This is a genomic window from Haloarcula laminariae (genome assembly GCF_025457605.1).
In the GTDB taxonomy this organism is placed as follows: domain Archaea; phylum Halobacteriota; class Halobacteria; order Halobacteriales; family Haloarculaceae; genus Haloarcula; species Haloarcula laminariae.
In genome coordinates, this window is the sequence record NZ_JAMZFY010000001.1 from 1,405,570 (window position 1) to 1,420,944 (window position 15,375).

Sequence of the window (15,375 nt, forward strand, 5' to 3'; positions counted from 1 at the left end):
ACGGAGTAACTCGGCAATGTGCACACAAGGAAAAATAAAAATAGTAGCTCGGACAACGCTTGGCTGTATGAGTCAGCCTTTCAAAGATGCGACTGCAATAGTCACCGGTTCCTCCCGCGGTATCGGACGTGGAATCGCACGGAAGCTAGCCGACGAAGGCGCGTCGGTCGTAGTCAACTACCGGAGCGCCGCCGACCGAGCCGAGGAGGTCGTGGCGGAGATCGAGGCCGACGGCGGAGACGCAGTCGCCGTCCAAGCGGACGTCTCAGATTACGACGACGTGGCCGCGATGGTCGAAGCGACCGTCGAGGAGTTCGGGTCACTGGATGTTCTGGTGAACAACGCCGGAATCGTCGAGACCAGCCCCGCAGAGGAATTCGACATCGAGACGTGGCGTCGGGTGATCGACGTCGACCTCACCGGGACGTTCATCTGCTCGCAACTCGCGGCAAAGGAGATGATTGACAGCGGGGGCGGGGCTATCGTGAACGTCGCCTCAATGATGGGCGGGATGGGGTTCGCACTCCGCTCACCGTATTGTTCGGCAAAGGGGGGGGTCATCAATCTCACACGAACGCTCGCCGTCGAGTGGGCCGAACACGACATCTCGGTGAACGCGCTCGCACCAGGGTTTATCTACACGGATATCACGGACGAGACCCAGGACTCTGCGGGGTACACCGATACGGATATCAAACGCCGGACGCCGATGGCCCGGTACGGCACGGTAGAGGAGATGGCGAACTGTGCTTCGTTCCTCGCACGGGACAACACGTTCGTTACGGGAGAAGTACTGCACGCCGACGGCGGGTGGACCTCCGACGCTTGGCGGTATCACGAGGGGCGGGCGTAACCACTTCCATCGAACCCGGATACCGGACTCGATTGGCGTCGCCGTTTCCGTGTAGCATCGCATCGCCGCTTCCCGTCGATTGCAGTCCCGGGACGGCAGGTGAAATCACGGGCGAGGAGCCCTGAAGCGTGGGTTAGTCTATGCAAAAACTTTAGTCGCTGCCGCTTTGAGTAACGGTTGACTCGGTATGAGCGATACATCAGCACAGCAGGAACGACAGTTAACGAGTGACGCACCCGTCGACCCGGACAACGTGAAGATCGGATACATCGGCGGTGGGAGCCGACTGTGGGCCCGGAACTTGGCCAAGGAACTCGCTCTCGACGAGACCCTCTCGGGGGAAGTCGTACTGTACGACACTGATTACGAGAGCGCACAGCGAAACGAGGAGTTCGGCAACTGGGTACAGGACCGTGAGGACGCCGTCAGCGACTGGACGTATCGCGCTGTCGAATCCCGGGAGGAAGCGCTCACGGACGCCGACTTTGTCATTCTCTCGACCCAGTACCCGCCGACCGAGTCGATGAAATACGACCTGGAAATCCCGCCGGAGTACGGGATCGACCAGGCAGTCGCGATCACGAGTGGCCCCGGCGGGATCATGCGAGCGATGCGAACGATTCCGGTCTATCGCGACATCGCCGCGTCGATTCGCGAACACTGTCCCGACGCGTGGGTCCTGAACTACACGAATCCGGTCACCTACGTCACGCGCACTCTCTACGAGGAATATCCGGACATCAACGCGCTCGGGCTCTGTCACGAGGTGTTCCACGCACAGGAGCTCCTCGCCGATATCGTCTCGGACCAGTTCGACGTTCCGAAACCGTCACGCGACGATATCGAGGTCAACGTCAAGGGCGTCAACCACTTCACCTGGGTGGATGAAGCCCGCTGGAACGGTCACGAACTGTTGCCGGTCGTTGAGCGGTATCTCGAAGAATCGGGGGCCGTCCGTGAGTACTCGCGGGCCGAGCTCGAGGACGCTGACCACTCGATGCACCCCGGGTTCCAGGACAACAATCAGGTCACCTACGAGCTGTTCAAGCGGTTCGGCGTGTTGCCTGCAGCGGGCGACCGCCACCTCGTCGAGTTTGCGACGTGGTTCCTCCAGGGGGACATGCCGGAAGCCCTGAACCGATGGGGCGTCCTCAGAACGCCGAGCTCCTATCGCCTGGATCGCTGGGACGACGAGGCTGACACGGTCCGCCAGTTCATGGACGGGGACAAGGAGTTTGACCTCTCGGAGACCGGCGAAGTCATTACTGACCTCATGGAGGCGCTGTCCGGGCTTTCGGACATGCGAACGCACGTCAACCTCCCCAACGAGGGGCAGATGCGAGACGTGCCCGAAGACGCGGTCGTCGAGACGAACGCGGTAGTGACACAGAACAACGTCCGGCCGATAGTCAGTGGGACGCTGCCCCGACCGGTCCGCACCCAGGTCACCCAACAGATCGACAATCAGGAGACGATAATCGAGGCCGCGTTCGACGGTTACGACGTCGACTACGCGTTCCAGGGCTTCCTGAACGACCCGCAGGTCAAGACGCTCCAGACCGAGACGGCTGCGGACCTCTTCGCCGAGATGTGTAACGCGCTCCAACCGCTGCTCGACGACTGGCAGCTCGCCGACTCGGAGACGCTGGCCGAATCGGACAAGTTCGAGCTCGAATAGCAAGTCATCAGGAACGACGGGGGAAAGGCCGCTAGGGTACCGTCGTTCCCTGTACCCGTTCACCGCCGCCAGACGGTTCAGTCCGGCCGAGATTCCAACGGAGGGTAGTAAAACGAGCCGTCGTGTTCAACGACTTTCCGCGGCGTACATAGACGTATGTTGCAATCATCTACTGACAAACCCGTTGGAACTGACCGACTGGCCGTGGTTCCGCCGCCACATAACCCGAAAGCGAGTAATAGCTCTATCCATGACATAATAAATCAATAATCTTTTATACTATGTCAACAATTGATTGCCTGTGATGTCAGAGCGTAAGCCACATCAGCAGACAGAGAGTTCAAGTTCCGTCTCGCGCCGTCGCTTCGTTGGGGCCGTCGGGGCCGCTGGTGCAGTCGGACTCGCGGGATGTAACGGCATTTTGGGTAATCAGGGCGGAGATAGTGGCACCGTGAAATGGGCCCTCTCTGTCTCCGGTGAAGTTCCACAGGAACGAGTGGACGCGTACAAAGAGACGCTACACAACAACGGGCTGTCGGACGATATCGATATCGAGTTCATCGAAGTCCCGTTCGACCGCACCCGGAGCCAGTACCAGCGGTGGCTCAGTTCGGAGCGGTCCGATCCGGACATCATCGACATCGACACCGGCTGGGCAGCCCCGTTTATCGCGCGGGATTACCTCCTCAACCTGTCCGAGGAGATGCCAGACCTCGTAGACCAGATCGAGAACGAGTTCTTCAACCCCGTCGTTCGGGCGCTGCAGGACTTCGAGACCGGCGACCAGTTCGGCGTTCCGCGGTACTTCGACATCGCGGGCATGATGTACCGGAAGGACTGGGCCGAGGAAGCCGGCTACTCGCCCGCCGAAAACAACTGGCAGACTGAGGGACTCACGTGGAAAGAGATGTCTCAGGTGACCAAGGACATCCAAGAACAACAGGGCGCCCAGCACGGGTTTACCACCCAAGGGAACGTTTCGCAGACCCTCGCGTGCTGTCCGTTTAACGAGCAGATGACGAGCTGGGGAGGCGCCTATTTCGGTGGTCGTGAGAACCTCTACGGGCCCGTGGGGGACCGCCCCATCACCGTCACCGAAGAACCCGTAATCCAGTCGCTGAAGATGATGCGACGGTTCATTTACGGGGCCGACGACGACCAGGCGATTCAGGACAGCGGGTTCGCGGAGAACATCACTCCGAGCGATATCGCCGGATGGCAGTACCAGGGGTCACTCAATCCCTTCCTGGACGGGAACGCAGTGATGCACCGTAACTGGGGGAGCGGTTTCCTCTCGGATGCGGTCGACGCACACGGGACGGACAAACTCGGGTACATGGTCCTTCCGTATGCTGAGAACGCCGGGACGCAATACGATAAGACCGGTATCGCGGGTAACTCCGCTCTCGGTGGCTGGTCGTACGCGGTGAACAAGTTCTCGGACAACATCGAAAACGCCAAGGAAGTGATCAGAGCTGCTGTCTCGGACGAGTTCTACGTCACGCAGTTCGAGCAGAACGGGGACGTCCCGCCCAAACCGTCCGTCCTTGACTCGAACGTCGTCAAGGAGACCTCGTTCGGTCCGTACGTCGACACGTTCATCAAATCAGCCGAGAACGTCATCCCGCGTCCCGCCTCACGGGTGTGGCTCCAGGAGTGGGAGTCCATCTCGCAGAACGTCAACGCTGTCTACCGACAGGAAAAGACGCCCGAAACGGCTATGCAGGACTGTTCGAGCGAACTCGAATCCATCGAGCAGGAATACGCGTAAACTCCGAGTCAAATAATGTCTCAGGACACTGCCGTGACGAAACCGGCTTCGGAAAGAGGTCGCATAAAGGGTGTCCATCAGGCCGTTGTAAAGTGGATAGCGAATCTAAGCGACACCTACTATGCATATCTCCTGTTACTGCCGACGCTGATTACCGTGGGCGCGCTCGCAGTTTGGCCGCTCATCAACACGTTCGAGATATCCCTGCACAGTAATTCGCTGGTCGGTTTCTACGGCGACTTCGTTGGCTTTGAGAATTACGTCAACATACTCACTGGGGAGCGGGACGCCGTACTACCGAACCCGTTCTTCTCGCTTCAGAACCCGCTCCAGAGCGGCCTCATCGTGACGTTCGTCTTCACGTTCGTCAGCGTCGTCGTAGAGGCCTTTCTGGGGTTCGGAATGGCGCTGGTTCTCGACCAGAAATTCCGCGGACGGCGGTGGATACGAGCGGCCTTCATCATCCCGTGGGCCTTCCCTATCGTCATCCAGGGAATGATATTCTACATCATGTTCACCCCGGGCCTCGGGTTCGCAACCGAACTGACGGAGTGGCTCCCGCATCTCTCACGGAACGCACTGTCAGATGGCCCAACGGCGCTCCTCGTCGTCATCATCGCGGACATCTGGAAGCAGTCCGCGTTCGTTGCGCTCATCGTGCTGGCCGGTCTACAGAGCATCGACCGGTCGCTGTACAGCGTCGCTGAGGTGGCAGGCGCAACGCCGTGGCAGCAGTTCAAGCTCGTGACCTTCCCGCTGGTGGTGCCGTCGCTACTGATCGCGCTACTGTTCCGAACGATCGGCGCGATGCGTATCTACGGCCAGATTGAGGCGGTTACCAGTTGTGCTGTCGTGCCATCGTTGAGCTGTATGGTCGTTCGGTCATTCGACGGTGGCGCCTACGCGGACGCCGCAACAATCGCGTTCATCACCGCATCAATCATCGGCACAGTCGTGTCGATCTACCTGATAAAATACAGGGAAGTGTAACCGATGTCACAAGCAAAATCAGACGACGGACTCGTGGCAAAGTGGGCGAACTACAGCATGCGCAACCCGAAACTCGTCTACCGGTACCTGTTCTACATCAGCCTCGCGGCGTTCCTGCTCATCTCGCTGTTCCCCATCTACTGGCTGTTCGTAATCGCACTGACGTCTCCGGATAATATGTCTAACATCTGGTTCCTGCCACGCGGGTTCAACATCGGTGTCTTCATCGACATCTTCCAAACGACCCCGTTCCACTGGTACGTCCTGAACAGCCTCATCATCGCGTCGGTTACCACGGCACTGGTACTGCTGTTTGCCAGTCTCGCGGGATACGTCTTCGGCCGCATGGAGTTCCGGTTCCGTCGACCGCTCATGCTCGCCGTCCTCGCGATTAGCTACTTCCCGGCCGCCGCGTACCTGCTCCCGCTGTTCCGGCTACTGACCGGGAACATCAGCGTGTTCGGGATTAGCTCACCCGACCTGTTCAACACCCACATAGGAATCGTCATCCCGTTACTGGGCATCACGATGCCGCTCGCAATCTTCATCTTGACCACGTTCTACGGCCAGATTCCCGACGGTCTGGAAGACGCTGCACGCATCGAGGGGACCACTCGCCTCGGCGCGCTCTTCCGGGTCATTATGCCGCTGTCAGCGCCCGGTGTTGCGACGGCGGGCGTCCTCACGTTCATCACGGTGTACAACGAGTTCTTCTTCTCGTTCCTGATGAACGACGGCGAAGTGTCGAACGGCGCACCGCTGGTCTGGGGGATGCTTCGGTTCCAGGAACGCTTCCAGGTCAACTACGGCGAGATGGCCGCTGCGAGTCTCGTCGCGACGATTCCGATCGTCATCCTCGTTATCTTTGCACAGGAACGAATCGTTAGCGGATTAACCTCTGGAGCACTCAAAGAATAACAATGGCAAGACTCAAACTAGACCACGTCACGAAACGGTACGACGACCATGGCAACGTAGTCACGGCAGTCGACGATATGAACCTCGACATCGAGGACGGGGAGTTTATCTGTCTCGTCGGCCCCTCGGGGTGTGGCAAATCGACGACGATGGAGACGGTCGCCGGCCTCACGATACCGACGGAGGGTGAGATCTACATCGGTGACCGCGAGGTGACGAATCTCCCACCGAAGGACCGCGGCATCGCGATGGTGTTCCAGAACATCGCGCTGTTCCCGCACATGGACGTCTACGACAACATCAGCTTCGGCCTGCGCCTGAGGGACTACCCGAAGGACGAAATCGACCGCCGGGTCGAGAAAGCGGCCGAGACCGTCCAGCTCGAGGGGATGCTCGACCGGATGCCCGAGGAGATGTCCGGGGGGCAACGCCAGCGCGTCGCCATCGCTCGCTCAATCGTCCGCGAGCCCGAGGTCTTCCTGATGGACGAGCCGCTGGCGAACCTCGACGCGAAGCTCAAGGTCCACATGCGGACCGAACTCCAGCGTCTCCATAAGAACCTGGATACCACGATCATCTACGTGACTCACGACCAGGAGGAAGCGATGACGATGGCCGACCGCATCGCCGTCCTCAACGATGGGAAACTCCAGCAGATCGACCCGCCGCTGACCTGCTACAACGAGCCGGCCAACCTCTTCGTGGCCGGTTTCATCGGCTCACCCTCGATGAACATCATCCGCGGGACGGTCGGACAAAACGAGATCGAGACGGAGAACTTCTCGGTCGAGTTCGACCCCACGACAGTCGAGGGCATCGGCATAGGCGACGACGTGACGATCGGTATCAGGCCCGAAGACGTCTACCCGGTCGGCGAGGCCGACGAACTGACCCACCCGAGCGGTACCATCATGACTCGCTCGGACGTACTGGAGCCGATGGGCGATGAGATATTCGTCTACCTGCTTCTGGACGACGGCGAGACGTCCATGTCACAGGAGGGCGCAACCGACGACCAGCTACTGATAAGCGTCGATGCCGACTCGGACCTGGCCGAAGACCAGGCTGTCGAGGTCGTGCTCGACCGCCGGAAGGTCCACCTGTTCGACGACAAGACGGGGGAAGCAATCAGTCACGGGATTACGTCTCCCGCCAGTAACGGCGAAAAAAGCGTGTCACACGCTGGCAACAGCGACTGACGGAGGCCGGATACCCCCGCCCGGCTGAATTGAGCCGGCCAACTGCTGGCCTTTCTCCGAAACTGGCAGCGCGAACTGCTCCCAGCTGGGACTGTATCTGTCGACTGCCGCTGTAAACCAGACTGTAGCGGGGCATCGAACCTCAGACTGGTTTTGGACAACCGAGGGACCCGGTCACGAACGTTGTTCGCAGGCAGTACTGCCCGAGTGAGAACCGTCACTCGACCGAATCGAGGAGACCGCGCATGTAGCCTATCGCGAACAACCGTCCTTTAGTGTGGTACCCGGGGTTGGAGTTGTCCTCGTCTGCCATCGTCGGGACGTGGTCCGGTCGCATCGGCACGTCGTCGTCGACAAACTCTTCGTAAGCTGCCATAGCCGCGTGCATGTCCGTCGGGCCATCGTCGTGCCACGTCTCGACGAATTCGTCTTCGTCACCCTCGATATCGCGGAAATGGATGAAGTTGATTCGGTCTCCGAAGTGTTCAATCGTCTCCGGAATGTCCGCGCCCATCGCGGCGAAGTTACCCTGACAGAACGTCACCCCGTTGTGTTCGCTGTCGACTACGTCGAGGATTCGGTCGTAGTTCTCGACGCTGTTTGCGATCCGGGGCACCCCGCGAACCGTCTCGCGCGGTGGGTCGTCCGGATGGAGACCCAGTTTCACGCCGGACTCTTCGGCGACCGGCACGACCTCCTCGAGGAAGTACGCCAGCGCGTCGAAGATTTCTTCGTGGCTCTTCTCGGCGGCCTCGACCGGCGGCCCACCCTGTATCTTCGCGTTGTCGAACCCGGTGACAAGCGACCCACCGCGGGACTCGATGTGCGCCCCCGTGCGAGCCCAGCGCACGCCGGCCATCCAGTCGTAGCAGACCACAGGTATTCCCAGGTCACCACAGTTCCGGATGAACGTCTTGAAATCCTCGATATCGTCGTCTCGGCCTTCAAGCCCGAGGCGAATCCGGTCGGTAAGTGGGACACTTCCCTCGAGTACGGAGAACTGGAGTCCATCCGCCTCCAGCCAGTTTTGCAACTGTCTGAGTTCGTCGTACGTCCAGTTCGTTTTGTCGTCGCCGATTTCCAGCGGATGAATGACTGCTTCTGTAACGCCCATCTGCTTCGCGAACTCCCACCGCTCGTCCGGTTGCGGAGGTAGCACTAAAGACGGTCGAACCATACCTCTGGGGACGTTCTACGCTATAATATAACTTTTCGTATCAGAAGGCAGGTAGTGCTTAGTTAGCACCATCGTGTTAGACAGCAAATGTTTGCAACCATGTTCCAGCTGTTTCTGATTCGACGTGGCTGAAACAGTTCGAAATCGTGGATGTTCGACAATATACTCACTGCAAGATACTTTCGGCCATATTCCGATTTCCAGGGGGGCTCGTCTCTGAAACCGAGTCCGTGACGGTGCAGACCTATATTGAGCCAGTCAGCATCATCAACGAGAAACGCGGCGTTGTCGACATCGCGTTTCTCGCGGACCTCTCGGAGAGATGTTTCGGTTAACCCGTTGCAAACGCGGTAAAGAGGCGGATATGGAGAAATTCGTCCGTGTCAGGGGCGACGGCAGCATACAGCCAGTACCGCTAATCACTGATGTGAATCACACTCTCGTCTCCCACCGGCGATTGACTGGGACACAGTTGATACCCGGAAATACCACCGAAGACAGCCCATATTCGAGTTTTACGCGGGCGAGCTACAGGATTGCTCCTTCGTGACCAGTCCCTTCAAGTTCCAGTTGACGATTATCGTCCCGATGCGTACCAAGCTCATCTCCGATTTTCGACATCCAGATAGTCGTGACAGAAACATCATTTTTATATATTACTACAAAAATTGATAGTTCTGACACCCAACTGTCTCGAAAGCCCGTCCACGATTGGGTACAGAAAGCAGATTTACAGCCAGTTGGCGGCGAAGCTCCGAATCAAATTGCGCTGGACGTGTGTCCCCGTAGAGGGGTGTTAGAAGCCTCTCTGACTAGCCCGACATACTCCGTTGCAGTGCAATTATAGCTCCGCGACACGCGGTTCGAATTCCGTCTCGGTTAAATTTGGGTGTTCAATGCTGACTGGGTACACCACCTGTGTAGTGGATTACAGACCGCCACACCCGTTGTGAACTCGAAACCGGTACCCAAACCGATGGAGGTGTTCAACTGCCATGCTACTGGTTGGAGACAAAGCTGGCGCCCGTCTCCTGCAGCTGCGAACAAAGCGTCGACGCCGACAGGAGCGTCTGGATATTGTCGGCCGTCCTGGGGTGATGCAACTCGTCGGGGCGTCGCTGATGTCTTGCATGGGTTGTCGTACCTGCTTGGCTGGTGCCAGCGGAGCCCCTATCCAATGGGTATAATTATTGTCACTAAACTATTGCTGGTGCACAACACTTAGCCGTAGCTGTGTTTTTTGCTACGCCAGCACGAGAGTTCGAGTGTGACAGAACGCCCGGGACCGAATCCGTCGGTCAGTGATAAAGAGCTGATTCGAGCTATTTTAGAAGCATATCCGCCAGCATTAGGAACATCCGACGTCGCTGATAAGGTCGATTTGAGCAGCGAAGCAACGCGACGCCATCTCGACCGACTAGCAGAGGCCAATTATCTAAATACGGACAAGCTTGGATCTGTGAGGGTCTGGTGGGTAACTCCAGACGGTAGAGCTTATCTGTCGTCCGGCGCTGTTGATGAATCTTTTGACCAGTAGAGTACAACGGTCCCGCTGATTTGAGCCCTATTGACTTTCTCCTGCTTGCGCAGTCTGTTTTGCCGTCATTGAACCTTCTCACGGCTGAGGGATACATATTCGGCAACTGTCGTGACTGTCGCAAATGGTTCTGAGCCGCTTTGAATACAGCTGATAAGCGCCTCGACACTGACCTTGGATCCGGGCCATTGGTTGACATGCTCCCCATGGGATATCTGTTGCTGACCAACAATAGTTTTTGTTGTCAGCCGCCAATGGTACTGAGTAGGAACGCACCTGCTATCGGGTCAGTTCCTCCCTTGAGGAAGTCGTCCCGGTGCTGTAACACAGAAGCGTGCGGTTCCAGGTAAGAACAGTGGCAACTACGCAAGCGAACCCTCAAGACGGTCTCGCCTACAATACCACCCCGTAGTTTTTGATATGAAAATATGAGATGCCGCTACCGTCACCCGTGTCTTTGTCCACAAATTCGTGTGACAAAATAGTGAGCGCCATGTCCGCGTTCGAGCTGCTCGTTGTGGTTTGTGATTCCTACTGGTATTCTCCGACAAGCAGACGTAATCAAGTCGAATTAGCACCATGCGTTTTGAATTACAAAACTATTTTCAGGAGGTGGCATTGTGAGGTGAATGGGTTCGATTAGCCTATATTTACAACGGTACGTTTGTATGAGAATATTTACGGCGGTATGCTTGTAATGATACGCGTATGATTGCCGTCTCGCTGTGAAACTCTTCATTCGGTAGCTCAATAGCCGATAGTTCACGGGGTACACCAGCGGAATCCCTGTATTGTATTTGAAAACGGATGGTGAACCCTGATTACCAATGAAAACACAAGACACGAGCCATATTCTTTCCTAATCGGATGTTCTCCGCGTTCAAGTTAAGGACGCGAGCTGTATGAGCGGTTTTCAGAATCAGCCGGCTTAAGATTCTATCGGCACCTTCGATTTTGGAATTGAAAACCTATTACGGACAAGTGGTCGTGAAAGAGCCGGACAAGTACGGTGTACCTGCTTCCCGAATGTATTTGGGGTTGCGTCGAAATCTATCCTTCATGTCCATCGACGAGACAACCAAAGACGACCTTGCAGGGTCTCTTTACGAGGCCCACGAAGCGGGAGAACCGATTGATGCGCTAACAGCGACACACGACCTCACCATCGAGGACGCTTACGAGATTCAGTCATCAGTCGTCCAACAGCGGATCGAAGACGGTGCGACGGTAGTAGGACACAAGGTGGGGCTCACGAGCGACGCGATTCAAGAGCAACTCGGTGTCGACGAACCGGACTTCGGTCGTCTCCTCGACACGATGTTCGTGGAGGGCCGGTTAGTCCCGAGCGAGAAACTGATTGCGCCGCGAATCGAACCCGAGGTGGGCTTTCTCATCGGTGAAGAATTGGAGCCGCCAGTCAGCTATCTTGATGTCCTAGAGGCAACTCAGGCTGTTGTGCCTGTTCTCGAAGTGATCGACAGCAGAGTCCGTGACTGGGATATCCAAATTCAGGACACCATCGCCGACAACGCATCATCGGCCATGTACCTCACTGGGGAATCAGCCACCTCACTCGACGGAATCGATCTATCTCTAGAGGGCGTCAAACTCTACCGGAACGGAACGCTCGAGGCTTCGGGTGTCGGGGCTGCTGTACTCGACCACCCGGCTCGCTCGGTCGCTTGGCTCGCCAATACCCTGGCTGATCTCGGCCAACATCTGACGGCCGGTCAGCTAGTGTTGAGCGGTTCGCTGACACCGGCAGTCGATGTCGCTCCGGGCGACGCGCTCACGGCTGAGTTCACTTCAATCGGGTCGCTGACCGCACGTATCGAGAGTAACTGAGTTGCGGCCGGGGGCTATTCTGTCACGCCCGGCTTTGGCCTCCGAAGAGGGGTTTTCGCTAATGAAATAGATGTTTTGGTGGTGAAAACAGTTTTATGCTTGGCTTGGTATCTTTTCACGTATGACGCACACCGCCAATCACCCAGTACAGACGACCGAGAAGTCCCTAGTGCTCCTCGAGGAACTCAGAGAGCTCGACGGGGCACGAATTCACGAACTAGAAGAGCGAGTCGATATGACGAAAGGAGCAATCCACAACCATCTGAGCACCCTTCGCCAGCACGGGTTCGTCACGAAGGAAGACGACGTGTATCACCTCTCCCTGCGATTTCTGACTCTCGGCGGACATGTTCGCAGCGGTCACGAGATATACACCGCCGGTCGGTCGAAAGCTGATCAGCTGGCCGATGACACGGGGATGCTCGTCAATATCATGACCGAGGAAGACGGCAAAGGCGTGTATCTCTATCAGTCCCACGGCGAGTACGCAATCAGCCTCGACACCCACGTCGGGTTCCGTATCCACCTGCACAGCATCGCGATCGGAAAGGCGATTCTCGCATACTTGCCACGCGGGCGCGTCGATGAAATCATCGACCGGTGGGGACTTCCGAAGATGACCGAGAACACGATTACCGACCGCGACCTGCTCTACGAGGAACTCGACCGGTTCCGAGAACAGGGGTATGCGACTGAACACGAAGAACGGACCGAGGGACTCGCCTGCATCGCGGCACCAATTCGTCTGGACGACGAGCTACTCGGTGCGATTAGCATCTCAGCGCCGACACGGCGGCTCGGGATGGCGGGATTCGACGACGAAATCGTCGGCGAGGTTCAGAGCACCGCCAACGAGATCTCACTCGAAATCAAGTACCGGTAGAGACCAGTCTAGTTGTCTCCCGTTGCTCGCATCTATCTGACAACGCGAAAAATCGGGGACGGCGTCTATTCCGCGCGAAGTTCTATCGATCCCAGGTTGCCGAACGTGACGTGGTAGACGTCGCCGGGTTCGGTGTCGATAGCCGCGGAGATGCCGCCGCTCATCACGAGTTCGCCGGCCTCCAGCTGTTCGTCGAGGTCCGCAAGTCGGTTGCCGAGCCAGGCGACCGAGCGAGCGGGATGGCCCATGATGTCGGCCCCGACGCCGGTCGCCTCGATTTCGCCGTTAACCGAGACGGTCACTCCCTCGTGGACCAGGTCGAGGTCCCGGACGTCGCGGAACGTCTCGCCGATTGCGAGCTTGGCCGTCGAGGTGTTATCCGCGATGACGTCCTGCGCCGTGGGAATCGACCAGCCCTTGAACCGGCTCTCGATGAGTTCGACGACCGGTACGACCGCATCCGTAGCTGATAGTACGTCGGCAGTCGTAACCGGTGGTTCGATGTCTTTCCCGAGGATGAATCCGACCTCGGCCTCGAGACGCGGGTTAATCATCTCCGATGACGGGATCGGCTCCCCGTCGAGGACGTTCTCCTCCGAGATGTATCCGAATATCGGTTCCTGGATACCGAGTTGCTCCTGTTTGGCTTCGCTGACCAGTCCGAGCTTGTGACCGATACTCTCCGTGTCTTCCCGGATACGCTCGACGACCTTCGCCTGAATCTCGTAGGCCTCCTCCGTCGTCAACTCCGTGTCGTCCTCTGTAATCGGCTCGATCGGTTCCTTCGTCTCGTAGGCCTCGTACAGTCGGTCGGCGTAGTCCGTCTTCTCCGAATCACTCAGACTCATACGAAAGCCATACTGGAGTGCACACTTAGTCTTAACTACAACGGCATAGTCACCCCGCGATGACTTCGATTCCGGTGCGGAGCCGCCGGGGACGGCAAGCTTTTGTATCGCCGCTCATAATCAGTTTCCGTTGACCATGTCCGAGCAAATCCAATCCGAACAAGCGAGTGACCTGTCGGTCGACGCCGACTGGGACGCGCTCTACATCGACGGGGAGTTCCGGTCCGTCCCCGACCGCGACCGTATCGACGTCGAGAACCCGGCGACCCGCGAGGTATTCACACAAGTTCCGTCCGGCACCGTAGAGGATGTCGATGACGCCTACGAGGCCGCGGTGGCCGCCCAGACCGAGTGGGAGAACACCCCGCCGGACCGCCGGGCCGAGGTCGTCCGGAAGGTCGCCTACCTGATCGACGAGCACGAGGACGAGATCAAGGAACTGCTCGCCGTCGAAGGCGGCAGCACGCCGCCGAAGCAGGCGATTGAGCACGGCGGGACGGTCACGTTCGTCCACGACGCGGCCTCCCACGCCTTCCGGATGGACGGCAAGCACAATCAGTCGAAGATTCCCGGCAAGGAGAACATCATCCAGCGCCAGCCCGCGGGCGTCGTCGCCGTCATCTCGCCGTGGAACGTCCCGATGAAGCTCTCGATTCGCGCAGTCGCCCCGGCAATCGCGACGGGGAACAGCGTCGTCCTGAAGCCCGCGACCGAAACGGCAGTCACCGGTGGACTGCTGCTCGCCCGGCTGTTCGACATGGCCGGACTCCCGGACGGCGTCCTCAACGTCGTCACGGGGTCTGGTTCGACCGCCGGCGACCGGACGGCCGCTCACCCCGACAACGACGTCGTCGCCTTCACGGGTTCGACGGAGGTCGGGAGGATGGTCGGCAACAACGCTATCGACCACTTCGCCCTGCCGGCTCTGGAGCTGGGCGGGAACAACCCCCACGTCGTTCTCGAAGACGCCGACCTCGATACCGCAGTCGACGCCGGTGTTTTCGGCAGCTTCTGGAACCAGGGGCAGGTCTGCATCTCCATCAACCGCCACCTCGTCCACGAGTCCGTCTACGACGAGTACGCCGAGAGGCTCACCGAGCGGGCGGCCGAACTCGAAATCGCGGACCCCCGTGAGGAGGACTCGATCATCGGACCGATCATCAACGAGTCCCAGCGCGACGAGATTCTCGACTACGTCGAGCGCACCGTCGAACAGGGGGCGACCCTCGAAACCGGCGGGGAGACGGTCACCGTTGACGGCGTCGAGGACTCCCTGTACGTCGCGCCCACCGTGCTCACTGACGTCACGAACGACATGGCGGCTGCCTGTAACGAGCACTTCGGCCCCGTCGCCCCCATCATCCCCTTCTCGGATGACGACGAGGCCGTCGAACTGGCCAACGCGACCGAGTACGGCCTCGCCGGCTCCGTTCACTCGGCCGACCGTGGCCGGGCGCGCGACGTCGCCGACCGCATCGACGTGGGGATGATGCACGTCAACGACCAGCCGGTCAACGCCGAACCACACGTCCCCTTCGGTGGGATGAAGGACTCCGGTACGGGTCGGTACAACGGCGACTGGATCATCCAGGAGTTCACCGAGTCCAAGTGGACCTCGGTCCAGCGCGAGTCGCGCGATTACCTCTTCTGAGGAGAGGGCTCTCAGTTTCTATCTC

12 protein-coding genes and 1 pseudogene are annotated in these 15,375 nt (G+C 58.5%); 11 read left to right on the forward strand and 2 right to left on the reverse strand.

The features are described 5' to 3' along the window. Positions 1-67 precede the first annotated feature (67 nt). The 6 genes from NJQ98_RS07240 (at position 68) to NJQ98_RS07265 (ending at position 7,409) form a co-directional block, all read left to right on the forward strand. Complete coding sequence (locus NJQ98_RS07240) at positions 68-853, forward strand: SDR family NAD(P)-dependent oxidoreductase (RefSeq protein ID WP_262177436.1); 786 nt, start codon at positions 68-70, stop codon at positions 851-853. Positions 854-1,040: 187 nt separating this feature from the next. Next, entirely contained in the window at positions 1,041-2,531 is a 1,491-nt protein-coding gene (locus NJQ98_RS07245) for a family 4 glycosyl hydrolase (RefSeq protein ID WP_262177438.1), read from the forward strand. 496 nt (positions 2,532-3,027) lie between these two features. Continuing rightward, a complete protein-coding gene (locus NJQ98_RS07250) occupies positions 3,028-4,302 on the forward strand; it encodes an extracellular solute-binding protein (RefSeq protein WP_262177439.1) in 1,275 nt (424 codons plus the stop codon). Positions 4,303-4,317: 15 nt separating this feature from the next. Next, the gene (locus tag NJQ98_RS07255; protein ID WP_262177440.1) at positions 4,318-5,292 is read left to right on the forward strand and encodes a carbohydrate ABC transporter permease; all 975 of its coding nucleotides are present in this window, start codon (positions 4,318-4,320) and stop codon (positions 5,290-5,292) included. Between the two features lie 3 nt (positions 5,293-5,295). Further along, positions 5,296-6,210 carry a carbohydrate ABC transporter permease gene (locus NJQ98_RS07260; RefSeq protein ID WP_262177441.1) on the forward strand — a complete coding sequence of 305 codons (915 nt, stop codon included), beginning with the start codon at positions 5,296-5,298 and terminating at the stop codon, positions 6,208-6,210. A 2-nt stretch (positions 6,211-6,212) separates the two neighbouring features. Next, on the forward strand, positions 6,213-7,409 hold the full coding sequence (locus NJQ98_RS07265) for an ABC transporter ATP-binding protein (RefSeq protein WP_262177443.1): 1,197 nt from the start codon (positions 6,213-6,215) through the stop codon (positions 7,407-7,409). Between the two features lie 217 nt (positions 7,410-7,626). Here NJQ98_RS07265 and NJQ98_RS07270 read toward each other — a convergent pair whose 3' ends face one another. After that, positions 7,627-8,523 (reverse strand): mannonate dehydratase, encoded by an 897-nt coding sequence (locus tag NJQ98_RS07270; protein ID WP_431357499.1) that lies wholly within the window; start codon positions 8,521-8,523, stop codon positions 7,627-7,629. Between the two features lie 748 nt (positions 8,524-9,271). On the opposite strand from NJQ98_RS07270, the pseudogene NJQ98_RS07275 reads away from it, so the two are divergent. The 4 genes and pseudogenes from NJQ98_RS07275 to NJQ98_RS07290 all read left to right on the forward strand — a co-directional run. Further along, positions 9,272-9,361, forward strand: a pseudogene (locus NJQ98_RS07275) (IS6 family transposase); the annotation flags it as partial. Positions 9,362-9,853: 492 nt separating this feature from the next. Then, positions 9,854-10,123 (forward strand): helix-turn-helix domain-containing protein, encoded by a 270-nt coding sequence (locus NJQ98_RS07280; protein ID WP_262177446.1) that lies wholly within the window; start codon positions 9,854-9,856, stop codon positions 10,121-10,123. A gap of 1,059 nt (positions 10,124-11,182) precedes the next feature. Beyond that, the gene (locus tag NJQ98_RS07285) at positions 11,183-11,968 is read left to right on the forward strand and encodes a 2-keto-4-pentenoate hydratase (RefSeq protein ID WP_262177447.1); all 786 of its coding nucleotides are present in this window, start codon (positions 11,183-11,185) and stop codon (positions 11,966-11,968) included. A gap of 121 nt (positions 11,969-12,089) precedes the next feature. After that, complete coding sequence (locus tag NJQ98_RS07290; protein WP_262177448.1) at positions 12,090-12,851, forward strand: IclR family transcriptional regulator; 762 nt, start codon at positions 12,090-12,092, stop codon at positions 12,849-12,851. 65 nt (positions 12,852-12,916) lie between these two features. Here NJQ98_RS07290 and NJQ98_RS07295 read toward each other — a convergent pair whose 3' ends face one another. Next, a complete protein-coding gene (locus NJQ98_RS07295; protein ID WP_262177450.1) occupies positions 12,917-13,699 on the reverse strand; it encodes a 2-keto-4-pentenoate hydratase in 783 nt (260 codons plus the stop codon). Between the two features lie 136 nt (positions 13,700-13,835). Here NJQ98_RS07295 and NJQ98_RS07300 point away from each other — a divergent pair, with 136 nt between their 5' ends. After that, the gene (locus NJQ98_RS07300) at positions 13,836-15,350 is read left to right on the forward strand and encodes an aldehyde dehydrogenase family protein (RefSeq protein ID WP_262177451.1); all 1,515 of its coding nucleotides are present in this window, start codon (positions 13,836-13,838) and stop codon (positions 15,348-15,350) included. The last annotated feature ends 25 nt before the right edge of the window (positions 15,351-15,375 follow it).

What these genes read in the sequence shown, in the direction of transcription:
- NJQ98_RS07265 (WP_262177443.1), top strand. Translation starts at nt 6,213, where the DNA reads ATGGCAAGACTCAAACTAGACCACGTCACGAAACGGTACGACGACCAT.
- NJQ98_RS07255 (WP_262177440.1), top strand. Translation starts at nt 4,318, where the DNA reads ATGTCTCAGGACACTGCCGTGACGAAACCGGCTTCGGAAAGAGGTCGC.
- NJQ98_RS07245 (WP_262177438.1), top strand. Translation starts at nt 1,041, where the DNA reads ATGAGCGATACATCAGCACAGCAGGAACGACAGTTAACGAGTGACGCA.
- NJQ98_RS07260 (WP_262177441.1), top strand. Translation starts at nt 5,296, where the DNA reads ATGTCACAAGCAAAATCAGACGACGGACTCGTGGCAAAGTGGGCGAAC.
- NJQ98_RS07240 (WP_262177436.1), top strand. Translation starts at nt 68, where the DNA reads ATGAGTCAGCCTTTCAAAGATGCGACTGCAATAGTCACCGGTTCCTCC.
- NJQ98_RS07290 (WP_262177448.1), top strand. Translation starts at nt 12,090, where the DNA reads ATGACGCACACCGCCAATCACCCAGTACAGACGACCGAGAAGTCCCTA.
- NJQ98_RS07270 (WP_431357499.1), bottom strand. Translation starts at nt 8,523, where the DNA reads ATGGGCGTTACAGAAGCAGTCATTCATCCGCTGGAAATCGGCGACGAC.
- NJQ98_RS07300 (WP_262177451.1), top strand. Translation starts at nt 13,836, where the DNA reads ATGTCCGAGCAAATCCAATCCGAACAAGCGAGTGACCTGTCGGTCGAC.
- NJQ98_RS07295 (WP_262177450.1), bottom strand. Translation starts at nt 13,699, where the DNA reads ATGAGTCTGAGTGATTCGGAGAAGACGGACTACGCCGACCGACTGTAC.
- NJQ98_RS07285 (WP_262177447.1), top strand. Translation starts at nt 11,183, where the DNA reads ATGTCCATCGACGAGACAACCAAAGACGACCTTGCAGGGTCTCTTTAC.